The sequence below is a fragment of the Staphylococcus sp. MSU001 genome, from assembly GCF_052976705.1.
This window is the reverse complement of the sequence record NZ_JBRIKK010000005.1, coordinates 32,379-44,197: the sequence shown is the minus strand read 5'-3', so window position 1 is coordinate 44,197 and position 11,819 is coordinate 32,379. Positions and strand designations below refer to the sequence as shown.

Sequence of the window (11,819 nt, the reverse complement as noted above, 5' to 3'; positions counted from 1 at the left end):
AGTATCTTTTTCTATATGTATTAAAAAATTTTAGTACATATAGAAATACTGCCGGTTAAGTTAGTAAACTACAACCGGCAGTATTTTTTATTTTATCTATAACAGTGACTAATCTTGATATTTTTCACGTAATTGAGATGTTGCTACTTGAGGTTGGAAATCTTCAGGCATTTCTTCTGTACGTACAACTAATACGTCACAAGGTGCATGTCGAACAATCGCTTCTGATACAGAGCCAACAATAAAACGTTCTACCGCATTTAAACCTGATGTACCACTCATAATCAAATCAGCACCAACATCATGCGCTAATTTTTTAGGTATAATTGCTTTAGGTGAGCCGAATTCTAAACGTGTGTCAACATTTTTTACACCTGCATTTGTGGCTACTTCTTTATAACCTTTAAGTAATTCTTCGGAGAAATGTTTTGATTTTTCTGTGAATTGAGCATCATATACTTCATAAGAAGAATACGTACGTGAGTCAATTACATTCACAATAGTTAATTGAGCATCGTTACGTTTAGCAACACCGACAGCTTTGTTAAAAGCCCATTCTGCTTCATGAGATCCATCGACTGCGATTAATATATTTTTATAAGAAATCATCATTATTGCCCCCTTTATCTTTCTTAATTCTATTTTAACACAATAAACAGAATATTTAATTAATAATAATTACAAAATTATGTCATTATATGTTATCGTTTGCCGTTTTGATAAGGACACGTTACGATAAGGTTGGAGGTAGATAATATGAAAATTGGGATTCCTAAAGAAATAAAGAATAATGAGAATCGAGTGGGGTTATCACCAAGTGGTGTACATGCACTTGTAGACCAAGGACATGAAGTTTTAGTAGAAACAAATGCTGGTCTAGGATCTTACTTTGAAGATGGTGATTATCAAGAAGCCGGTGCCAAAATTGTTGATGAGCAGTCAAAAGCTTGGGATGTTGATATGGTCATCAAAGTCAAAGAACCACTTGAATCAGAATACAAATTCTTTAAAGAAGAGTTAATCTTATTTACTTATTTACACCTTGCGAATGAACAGAAATTAACTCAGGCACTTGTGGACAACAAGGTTATATCTATTGCTTATGAAACTGTACAATTACCAGACGGTTCTTTACCGTTATTAACACCAATGAGTGAAGTGGCTGGTAGAATGTCTGCACAAGTGGGAGCTGAATTTTTACAAAGATTTAATGGAGGTATGGGTATCTTACTAGGTGGCATACCTGGAGTGCCTAAAGGTAAAGTCACTATTATTGGTGGCGGTCAAGCAGGAACAAATGCAGCTAAAATAGCTTTAGGGTTAGGTGCTGAAGTAACAATTTTAGATGTTAACCCTAAACGTTTAGAAGAATTAGAGGACTTGTTTGATGGCAGAGTAAGAACAATAATGTCCAATCCATTGAATATAGAAATGTATGTAAAAGAAAGTGATTTAGTCATTGGAGCAGTTCTGATTCCAGGTGCTAAAGCGCCAAACTTAGTGACTGAAGATATGATAAAAGAAATGAAAGATGGATCAGTGATTGTAGATATTGCGATAGATCAAGGTGGAATCTTTGAGACTACTGATAAAATTACAACGCACGATGCCCCAACTTATACTAAACATGGTGTCGTGCATTATGCTGTGGCTAATATGCCAGGCGCCGTTCCACGTACATCTACAATTGGATTGAACAATGCAACATTACCTTATGCGCAATTATTGGCTAATAAAGGTTATCGTGAAGCATTCAAAGTAAATCATCCATTATCTTTAGGTCTAAATACATTTAATGGACACGTGACTAATAAGAATGTAGCCGATACATTTAATTTTGAATATACTTCAATTGAAGATGCATTGAAATAATGCGTGAAATTTACCCCAAGCTTCATTCATGTGAATGAAGCTTGGGGCTTATTGTGGTTTTGTTATTTTTCGTATTGAGTTAATATTTCATAACCATTTTCAGTTACTAAAATATCATCTTCAATTCTAACACCAGCCACATGAGGGACATATACGCCAGGCTCTATAGTAATCACCATTCCTGCTTCAAGTTTATTATTATTTACACTTGATATATCTTGATATTCATGTTCTTCAAGGCCTAATCCATGACCTAGTCTATGCGGAAAGTAATCACCATAACCTGCTTCTTGGATTATATCTCTTGCTATTTTATCAATATCTTTGATGGTAACTCCTGGTTTAATAGATTTAATTGCTTCCGTTTCTGCTTTTAAAACAATGTTATATATATTTTGTGCTTCCTTATTAGGTTTGCCAAAATGAATTGTGCGTGTCATATCACTGCAATAATGATGGTATACAACACCTAAATCAAATAGTACAAACTCATTTTGCTTTAATTTTCTGTCACCGGGTGTACCATGTGGTGAAGCAGCATGGTCACCGAAGAGTACCATCGTGTCGAAACTCATTTCATTAACGCCATATTTTTTTATTTCATTTTCGATATGGTTGACAACTTCTCTTTCTTCTACACCTTCTTTAAGAAAGGATTTACCAATTTCAATACATTTATCAGCTAACGCAGCTGCCTTTTTTATATTGATAATTTCATCTTCTGATTTGATATTACGTAAGTCCTTGATTGATTGATCAACATCTTGATAGTGTTCTATATTAAACGCTTTTGTTAATTCTCTTTGACGTTTAACTGTAAGATGTTCACTTTCAATGAGCATTTTAGAGAAAGTTTTAGAGTATTTGTCGAATGGGTTTTCAGTATCTAAATAACCGACGATTTTACCTTTAAACGGTGATTGTTTTACTTCTTCAACTTCCATTTTTGGACAAAATAAAACAGGCTCTTCATTTGATGGAATGAGCAAAGCGAAGAGTCTTTCATGTGGCTCACTTCGATACCCAGTAAAGTAAAAGATGTTTAAGGGTGTCGTAATCCATGCTGCATCAGCATCTTCCTGTTGTAAAACTTTTTTGATTTCTTCTATTTTAGTCATATAATGAACCTCCATCATGTGATGATATATTAATTCTATGCTAATAAGATATAGTTTTCAAAAAGGAAGAGTTATTGTTTGAACTAAACAAGCTAAATAGCTCACTAGTGTTATAAATGTGACTGTTAGGGTATACTGTTAAAAGATATTACTTTTAGGAGGGGAACTCTTATGAAACTTTCATTTCATGGTCAATCAACAATTTATTTTGAAGGTAACGGCAAGAAAGTTATAGTTGATCCATTTATCTCTGGCAACGATAAATGTGACCTAGATGAACAAACGTTAGAGGTAGATTACATTATCTTAACACATGGTCACGCTGACCATTTTGGTGATGTAGTTGAATTGGCCAATCGTAACCATGCAACTGTGATTGGTTCGGCAGAATTACAAGGATATTTATCTACTTATCACGGAGTCGAAAATGTTCATGGCATGAACATTGGTGGGAAAGCTGAATTTGATTTTGGAACAGTCAAATTTGTTCAAGCATTCCATAGTTCTAGTTTTACACATGAAAATGGTGTGCCCGTATATTTAGGTATGCCTATGGGAATAATTGTCGAAGCTGAAGGTAAGACTATCTATCATACTGGGGATACAGGATTATTTAGTGATATGAAATTGATAGCAGATAGACACCCAGTTGATGTATGTTTTGTTCCTATTGGAGATAACTTTACCATGGGAATAGAAGATGCTAGTTACGCTATTAATGAATTTATTAAGCCTACAATCAGTGTTCCTATTCATTACAATACATTCCCGTTAATTGAACAAGATCCAGAGCAATTTAAGGATGCAGTTCAGGTAGGGGAAGTGCAAATTCTCAATCCAGGAGAATCAGTGGAATTTTAATTATTTGTCTAAATGACATATAGCTTTTGGTTTTTAAGTCATTTTCTAAAAGTACAACGTTAATTAAAATTTAACAGTAATAAGTTGATATTTTGAATTTAAGAAATATAAATAAGAGCCTGAGACACACATAATGTCTCAGGCTTCCTAATGTTGTGGCAAGTCGATTGCTGAATAAAAATTGAAATTATATCAAACCTTTTAATACAAATACTAACTCATTTATTATAGTTTTGGTATTTTAGGTTACGAGTATGTTGTTTATTTAACTATTAAAACAGGAATAGTAGCACGTTTAGCTACTTTATGACTTACGCTACCTAAAACAAATTTCTTATTGTCTTCAGCTTTTCGGTTACTAAGAACAACAATTTCATATTTACCACTATTCGCAAATTTTAATAGCTCATCCTTAGCATTGCCTCTCACAATAACTTCATCATAATCAATGCCGTAGTCTTCTAAAGTTTTAAGTGTACTTTCTAAACCTTTAGAACGTTTTTCGGTTAGCTTATCTAAATGTACGCCAGCTCTGATTGACGCTTGAGCATCTTGCTCATTAATGGCATTTAAAACTGTGACGATAGTACCTTCACCTGCTAAACGAGACACCTCTTTAAGAGCTTTCTCATTTTTAATTTGAGTGTCTACCCCAAGTAGAATATGTTTATACATAAATCATCCCTCCTCAACTTTATTTTAGTAAAGTTTTAGTGTGATTTCCATTAATATTTAAATATTTTGAATATAATCTTTAACGGTAATTTATATTGATTAATATTTAGTATTTTAGAATGATTGAACAATGATTTTTTGTACATTAAAAGTTATAATGATAAAAAGACTGTTATAAAGATATAAGAGGTAACGGGATGACAAAGAATGAACAAATAATTAAACATATTGAATCTTTATCAATAGGCTCTAAAATCTCTGTGCGAAAAATTGCTAAAGATCTTAATGTGTCTGAAGGTACTGCGTACAGAGCAATTAAAGATGCGAGTCAACTTGGAATTGTAGCAACTATTGACAGAGTTGGTACTGTTAGAATCGAGAAACGAAATAGAGAAAATTTAGATAACTTAACGTTTAATGAAATTGCAAATATTGTTGAGGGTCAAATACTTGCTGGTAGAGCTGGACTTAATAAATCAGTTTCAAAATTTGCAATAGGAGCAATGCAATTTGATGATATTCTGAAATATATAGGCAAACACACATTATTAATTGTTGGAAATAGAGAAAATGTACAGATTGAAGCTTTAAAACGAGAAACTTCAATACTCATCACAGGTGGTTTTCGTCCAAGTGCTGAAATTATACGATATGCAGATGAGCATGAATTGCCAATTATTTCTTCAAGTTATGATACATTCTTAGTTGCTAATATCATCAATAAAGCAATGTTTAATCAGAAAATACGCAAAGAAATACTTGTGGTTGAGGATATAGTTAAACCAATCAATGAATTATCAGTGTTATTTGATTCAATGACAATTCATGATTACAAAAAAATAGCAAATGAAACTGGCCATACAAGGTTTCCTATAGTAAACGAAGAATTTAAATTAGTAGGTATAGTAACAAGTAGAGAAATCATCAATATGAACGAAGAAGATCTATTAGGTAAGGTTATGACTAAAAATCCATTGAGTGTTAAATTAACAAATACGGTTGCTAGTTGTGCCCATTTATTAATTTGGGAAGGGATTGAATTATTACCAGTAACTGATAATAATAAAAAAGCTGTCGGTGTAATTAACAGACAGGATGTTTTAAAATCAATGCAATTATTAGGTAGACAACCTCAAATTGGTGAAACAGTGAATGATCAAATTGCTAAACATATTTCAATACATCAACAAGGAATAAATGTCGACGTATCTCCGCTCATTACAAATCATTACGGTACTTTAAGTAAAGCAGTATTTGTTGGAATTATTGAGGAAACGATTCGTCACGAAATGAGAAAGTATAAAAAAGGTAATGTCATGATAGAAAGTATGAGTATTATCTATATTAAGACTGTACCAATTGAATCTTCTATTGAAGTACATTATGAAATGTTAGATGTTGGACGATATTTTGCTAAATTAGAAGTTACTATGATTAATAATGGTGAAAAAGTTGCTAATGCCTTAGTAATTTGTCAAATGTTTGATGGGTTTTAAAATAATATTTAGAAATTTAAAGGGAGTAATTAATATGGAAGTAAAAATGAATGAAATAATGGAAGCATTAGAACAAAGTGAGTTAATTATTATTCACAGACATCTAAGACCTGATCCAGACGCATATGGTTCGCAATTAGGTTTGAAATATTACTTGCAAAAGAAGTTTCCAGATAAACAAATTTATGCTGTAGGAACTAATGAAGATTCTTTGAAATTTATAGGTTTGATGGATGAAATTGACAATGATATGTATAAGAAAGCGACTGTAGTTGTATGTGATACGGCAAATGCGCCAAGAATAGATGACCAACGTTATAATACAGGTACCAAACTTTTAAAAATTGATCATCATCCTGCTACTGATCAGTATGGAGATATAAACTATGTTAATACCAAAGCTTCTTCCACTAGTGAAATAATTTACGAATTCATTTCACATTTCAATGATGAACATATCATTGATGAACAAGTTGCTAGATTGTTATATCTTGGCATCGTCGGTGATACTGGACGTTTTTTATTTAATAATACTACACCACGGACAATGCAAATTGCTGGAAAATTACTTACATATCCTTTTGATCACAACCAAGAATTAAACAAAATGTCTGAAAAAGATCCGAAACTATTACCATTTCAAGGCTATATATTGCAAAATTTTGATTTAAATGATAAAGGATTCTGCAAAGTTAAAATAACTAAAGACATACTTGAAAAATTTCAAATACAACCTAATGAAGCGTCTTTATTTGTAAATACAATCGCAGATATTCGAGGATTAAAAATATGGATGTTTGGCGTTGATGAAGGAGATCAAATCAGATGTAGGTTGCGTTCTAAAGGTCATATTATTATTAATGATGTCGCTAATACATTTGGTGGTGGTGGACATCCAAATGCATCTGGAGTTTCAGTAAATAGTTGGGAGCAATTCGAGCAACTCGCCGAAGCTTTAAACGACAAGTTATAATTTTTAAAAGGAGGTAAGAGACCATGGTAGCACATTTAAATATTCATACTTCTTTTGACCTGTTAGATTCTAGTTTGAGAATTGATGCATTAATAGATAAAGCTAAAAAAGAAGGATACCGTGCGCTTGCAATAACCGATACAAATGTATTGTACGGTTATCCAAAGTTTTATGATGCTTGTATTGCAGCTCACATACATCCCATATTTGGTATGACTATATATTTAACGGATGGTCTCTATACTATTGAAACAGTTGTTTTAGCAAAAAATAATCAAGGACTCAAGTCATTATACCAACTTTCTTCTGCTATAATGATGAAAAATAAAGGAGAAGTACCTATTGAATGGCTAAAAAAATATGATAAACATTTAATTATCATATTTAAAGAGGCTGAGTTGTCTCATAAGCAAATCATTGATGCGTTTGAAGGTAAGAAAGAATTGTATTTAAATCATAATAGTAATAATACATTGACTGGCAAACGTGTATGGATGCAATCTGCAAGATATTTAAATGAAGATGATGCTGAAACCATTCCAGCTTTACATGCCATAAGAGATAATACTAAGTTAGATTTAATACATGAGAAAGAAACACTTGATGAACATTTTCCTAGTATGGAAGAACTTCAAACACTAAATCTTAGTGAAGATATGATTGCTAACACGAATGAAATTGAAAAATTATGCCAAGCAGAAATTGCATACCATCAATCACTGTTGCCACAATTTGTGACACCTAATGGTGAGACTTCGAAAGATTATCTTTGGACAATACTTATACATAGGTTACAAAAATGGGAACTTAATGACAAAACTTATTACGATCGGTTGAAACATGAATATAAAATTATTACTGATATGGGTTTCGAGGATTATTTTCTTATTGTAAGTGATTTGATTCATTTTGCTAAAACACATGAAGTGATGGTTGGGCCAGGTCGTGGTTCATCAGCGGGATCATTGGTAAGTTATTTATTAGGTATTACTACGATAGACCCGTTAAAATATAATCTTTTATTTGAAAGATTTCTTAATCCTGAACGTGTAACTATGCCAGATATTGATATTGATTTTGAAGACACGAGACGTGAAAAAGTAATTAAGTATGTACAAGATAAATATGGTGAACATCATGTATCAGGTATTGTGACATTTGGACATCTGTTAGCCCGTGCTGTTGCTAGAGATGTAGGAAGAATAATGGGTTTTGATGAAACGAGTTTAAATGAGATTTCAAAACTTATTCCACATAAATTAGGTATAACTCTTGAAGAAGCATACCAGAAGACAGAGTTTAAAGCATTTGTTCATCGTAATCATAGAAATGAACGTTGGTTTGAAGTAAGTAAAAAGTTAGAAGGCTTACCAAGACATACGTCGACACATGCTGCAGGTATCATTATCAATGATCAACCATTATTCAAATTTGCGCCATTAACAACTGGTGATACAGGATTATTAACGCAGTGGACTATGACAGAAGCGGAACGTATAGGATTATTAAAAATTGATTTCTTGGGATTACGCAATCTATCAATTATTCATCAAATTATTTTACAAGTTAAAAAGGATTTAAATATAAATATTGATATAGAAGCCATTCCTTATGATGATAAAAAAGTGTTTGATTTATTATCAAATGGGGACACTACAGGTATTTTTCAATTGGAATCAGAAGGCGTTAGAAGCGTATTAAAAAGATTGCAACCTAAACATTTTGAAGATATCGTAGCTGTCACATCATTATATAGACCAGGGCCAATGGAAGAAATACCAACTTATATAACCCGTAGACATAATCCTAACCAAGTTGCTTATTTACATCCTGATTTAGAACCAATCTTAAAAAACACATATGGTGTTATCATTTATCAAGAACAAATTATGCAGATTGCAAGTCAAGTTGCTGGCTTTAGTTATGGTGAAGCAGATATTTTAAGAAGAGCAATGAGTAAAAAGAATCGTGCAATCTTAGAGAGTGAGCGTCAACATTTCATAGATGGTGCAAAAAATAATGGTTACGGTGAACAGATAAGTAAGCAAATTTTTGATTTAATACTTAAGTTTGCTGATTATGGGTTCCCACGTGCCCATGCTGTTAGTTACTCAAAAATTGCATACATAATGAGCTATTTAAAAGTGCACTATCCTCATTATTTTTATGCAAATATCTTGAGTAATGTAATAGGAAGTGAAAAAAAGACTGCAGCTATAATTGACGAAGCTAAGCATCAAAGAATTAGCATTTTGCCTCCCAATATTAATCAAAGTCATTGGTATTATAAGGCAAGTAATAAAGGAATATATTTGTCTTTAGGTACAATTAAAGGAATTGGATATCAAAGCGTTAAATTAATTATTGATGAGCGCCAGCAGAATGGACCTTATAGAGATTTCTTTGATTTTTCAAGACGTATACCTAAAAGGGTGAAAAATAGAAAATTACTTGAGTCTCTTATCTTAGTAGGCGCATTCGACACTTTTGGCAAAACTAGAGCGACATTATTACAAGCAATTGATCAAGTATTAGATTTAAATTCTGATGTTGAACAAGATGATATGCTTTTCGATCTTTTAACTCCTAAACAATCATATGAAGAAAAAGAGGAACTGCCTGATCAATTATTAAGTGATTATGAAAAAGAATACCTAGGATTCTATATTAGTAAACATCCAGTTGAAAAGAAATTTGAAAAGAAACAATATTTAGGTATATTTCAATTGTCTAATGGAAGTCACTATCAACCTATACTTGTTCAATTTGACCATATCAAACAAATAAGAACGAAGAATGGTCAAAATATGGCATTTGTAACTATGAATGATGGAAGAACGATGATGGATGGAGTGATTTTCCCAGATAAGTTTAAAAAATACGAAACTTCTATTTCAAAGGAACAGATGTATATCGTATTGGGTAAATTTGAAAAGCGTAATCAGCAAATGCAACTTATCATCAATCAACTTTTTGAAGTTGAAGCGTATGAACAAACAAAATTGTCTAATTCAAAAAAAGTTATTTTACGTAATGTAACCCATCTTGAACCACAATTTGAACATTCAAAAGTGCAATCTAATAAACAACATGCATTAAATATTTATGGTTTTGACGAATGTGCAAATAAGATGACAATGTTGGGACAAATTGAACGTCAACCTCAAAATTTTGATCTATTAATACAAACTTATTCACCAGCTGATATTAGGTTTATTTAACTTTTAACGATTTTTAAATTATGTTATAGTTAACTGATGATTATTTCTTAATCATCAGTTTTTCTTTTATAATTATTTTTTGTTCTGATTTAACACACTAAATCTGTTTTATCAGCAGAAGAAATAATTTGAATTGCAACATCTAAAAATCAATTTACTTTCAATGATTGTACTATTGTTCTACATATTTACTAGTAAATCGTGTATATTTAAAATGATTCAGTTTTCTATTCATGGATTGATTTATGTACTGAATACATATAGTTCAATGACTTCTCACAAAATAAAATAGGGGTTGATTAAATGTCTTTAAGAGATGACGCTTTAGAAATGCATAGAGAGAACCAAGGTAAACTAGAAATTACACCAAATGTTAAAGTGACAAATAAGCAACAATTAAGCCTAGCATACTCACCTGGCGTTGCTGAACCTTGTAAAGAAATCCATGAAGATCCAAGAAAAGTGTATGAGTACACTATTAAGGGAAATACAGTTGCTGTTGTAACGGATGGAACTGCTGTTCTCGGTTTAGGGAATATTGGAGCAGAAGCAAGTATTCCAGTAATGGAAGGAAAGGCAGCACTGTTCAAAAGTTTTGCGGGTATTAATGGTGTGCCGATAGCATTAGATACAACGGATACTCAAGAAATCATAAAAACAGTTAAACTTATTCAACCCAACTATGGTGGAATTAATCTTGAAGATATATCAGCTCCTCGCTGTTTTGAAATTGAAGAAACCTTAAAGAAAGAGACCAATATACCTATTTTCCATGACGATCAACATGGTACAGCTATCGTTACTATGGCTGGGTTAATCAATGCTTTAAAAATTGTAAATAAAGAGTTAACGGATATAAAAGTTGTATTAAATGGTGCAGGTGCAGCAGGTATCGCTATAGTAAAGTTACTTCATGCTTATGGCGTGAATAATATGATTATGTGCGATTCAAAAGGTGCTATTTATTCTGGCAGAAATTTAGGTATGAATGATACAAAAACATATGTAGCAAAGTGGACGAATAAAGATAAAGTTGAAGGTTCACTTGAAGAAGTGATTAAAGATGCAGATGTTTTTATAGGTGTATCTGTAGCGGATATATTGACGCAAAATATGGTGAAGACAATGGCTGATGACCCAATTATTTTTGCTATGGCTAATCCTAATCCTGAAATCAATCCCAATGAAGCCAAACAAGCAGGTGCAAAGGTTGTGGGTACTGGTCGATCTGATTTTCCGAACCAGATTAATAATGTATTAGCTTTTCCAGGTATTTTTAGAGGCGCTTTGGACGTTGAAGCTACTCATATTAACGAACATATGAAAAAGGCAGCTGTAGAAGCTATCGTTCATTTAATCGACGAAAATGAGTTACATCCCGATTATTGTATACCAGGACCATTTGATAAAAGAGTAGCTCCATCAGTAGCCAAAAATGTAGCTAAAGCTGCTATGGAATCCGGTGTAGCAAGAATTAAAATTGATACACAAGAAATATTTGATAAAACTATGAAACTTACTGACTTAAAATAGATTAAACGAATAGCTATATTTTAGTACTATTACGACTTTTACAAAATATGTAAAGTCTTTTTAAATGAAG

The 11,819-nt window shown here is 32.2% G+C and carries 9 protein-coding genes; 6 read left to right on the top strand and 3 right to left on the bottom strand.

What is annotated here, in order from left to right; translation table 11 throughout:
- Window positions 1-108: 108 nt before the first annotated feature.
- A complete protein-coding gene (locus ACVBFA_RS03505) occupies window positions 109-609 on the bottom strand; it encodes a universal stress protein (RefSeq protein ID WP_002457820.1) in 501 nt (166 codons plus the stop codon).
- Window positions 610-756: 147 nt separating this feature from the next.
- Here ACVBFA_RS03505 and ald point away from each other — a divergent pair, with 147 nt between their 5' ends.
- Complete coding sequence (gene ald, locus ACVBFA_RS03500) at window positions 757-1,872, top strand: alanine dehydrogenase (protein WP_002446670.1); 1,116 nt, start codon at window positions 757-759, stop codon at window positions 1,870-1,872.
- Between the two features lie 62 nt (window positions 1,873-1,934).
- Here ald and ACVBFA_RS03495 read toward each other — a convergent pair whose 3' ends face one another.
- A complete protein-coding gene (locus tag ACVBFA_RS03495) occupies window positions 1,935-2,990 on the bottom strand; it encodes a M24 family metallopeptidase (RefSeq protein ID WP_002474995.1) in 1,056 nt (351 codons plus the stop codon).
- Between the two features lie 171 nt (window positions 2,991-3,161).
- Between ACVBFA_RS03495 and ACVBFA_RS03490 the strand changes: the two genes are divergently transcribed.
- On the top strand, window positions 3,162-3,851 hold the full coding sequence (locus tag ACVBFA_RS03490) for a metal-dependent hydrolase (RefSeq protein WP_002457817.1): 690 nt from the start codon (window positions 3,162-3,164) through the stop codon (window positions 3,849-3,851).
- Between the two features lie 261 nt (window positions 3,852-4,112).
- Here the strand turns inward: ACVBFA_RS03490 and ACVBFA_RS03485 are convergent, their stop codons facing one another.
- On the bottom strand, window positions 4,113-4,526 hold the full coding sequence (locus ACVBFA_RS03485; RefSeq protein WP_002446667.1) for a universal stress protein: 414 nt from the start codon (window positions 4,524-4,526) through the stop codon (window positions 4,113-4,115).
- Window positions 4,527-4,723: 197 nt separating this feature from the next.
- Here ACVBFA_RS03485 and ACVBFA_RS03480 point away from each other — a divergent pair, with 197 nt between their 5' ends.
- From ACVBFA_RS03480 to ACVBFA_RS03465, 4 genes are all read left to right on the top strand, one after another.
- Window positions 4,724-6,022 (top strand): DRTGG domain-containing protein, encoded by a 1,299-nt coding sequence (locus ACVBFA_RS03480; protein ID WP_002446666.1) that lies wholly within the window; start codon window positions 4,724-4,726, stop codon window positions 6,020-6,022.
- Between the two features lie 34 nt (window positions 6,023-6,056).
- Window positions 6,057-6,995, top strand: coding sequence for a DHH family phosphoesterase (locus ACVBFA_RS03475; RefSeq protein ID WP_002486739.1), 939 nt, complete (start codon window positions 6,057-6,059; stop codon window positions 6,993-6,995).
- A 23-nt stretch (window positions 6,996-7,018) separates the two neighbouring features.
- Window positions 7,019-10,216: a DNA polymerase III subunit alpha gene (locus ACVBFA_RS03470; protein WP_447158781.1), complete on the top strand. Its 3,198-nt coding sequence runs from the start codon at window positions 7,019-7,021 to the stop codon at window positions 10,214-10,216.
- Between the two features lie 303 nt (window positions 10,217-10,519).
- Window positions 10,520-11,749, top strand: a complete 1,230-nt coding sequence (locus tag ACVBFA_RS03465) for an NAD(P)-dependent malic enzyme (protein ID WP_002446663.1) — start codon at window positions 10,520-10,522, stop codon at window positions 11,747-11,749.
- Window positions 11,750-11,819 lie beyond the last annotated feature (70 nt).

What these genes read in the sequence shown, in the direction of transcription:
- ald (WP_002446670.1), top strand. Translation starts at nt 757, where the DNA reads ATGAAAATTGGGATTCCTAAAGAAATAAAGAATAATGAGAATCGAGTG.
- ACVBFA_RS03490 (WP_002457817.1), top strand. Translation starts at nt 3,162, where the DNA reads ATGAAACTTTCATTTCATGGTCAATCAACAATTTATTTTGAAGGTAAC.
- ACVBFA_RS03485 (WP_002446667.1), bottom strand. Translation starts at nt 4,526, where the DNA reads ATGTATAAACATATTCTACTTGGGGTAGACACTCAAATTAAAAATGAG.
- ACVBFA_RS03480 (WP_002446666.1), top strand. Translation starts at nt 4,724, where the DNA reads ATGACAAAGAATGAACAAATAATTAAACATATTGAATCTTTATCAATA.
- ACVBFA_RS03505 (WP_002457820.1), bottom strand. Translation starts at nt 609, where the DNA reads ATGATTTCTTATAAAAATATATTAATCGCAGTCGATGGATCTCATGAA.
- ACVBFA_RS03470 (WP_447158781.1), top strand. Translation starts at nt 7,019, where the DNA reads ATGGTAGCACATTTAAATATTCATACTTCTTTTGACCTGTTAGATTCT.
- ACVBFA_RS03495 (WP_002474995.1), bottom strand. Translation starts at nt 2,990, where the DNA reads ATGACTAAAATAGAAGAAATCAAAAAAGTTTTACAACAGGAAGATGCT.
- ACVBFA_RS03465 (WP_002446663.1), top strand. Translation starts at nt 10,520, where the DNA reads ATGTCTTTAAGAGATGACGCTTTAGAAATGCATAGAGAGAACCAAGGT.
- ACVBFA_RS03475 (WP_002486739.1), top strand. Translation starts at nt 6,057, where the DNA reads ATGGAAGTAAAAATGAATGAAATAATGGAAGCATTAGAACAAAGTGAG.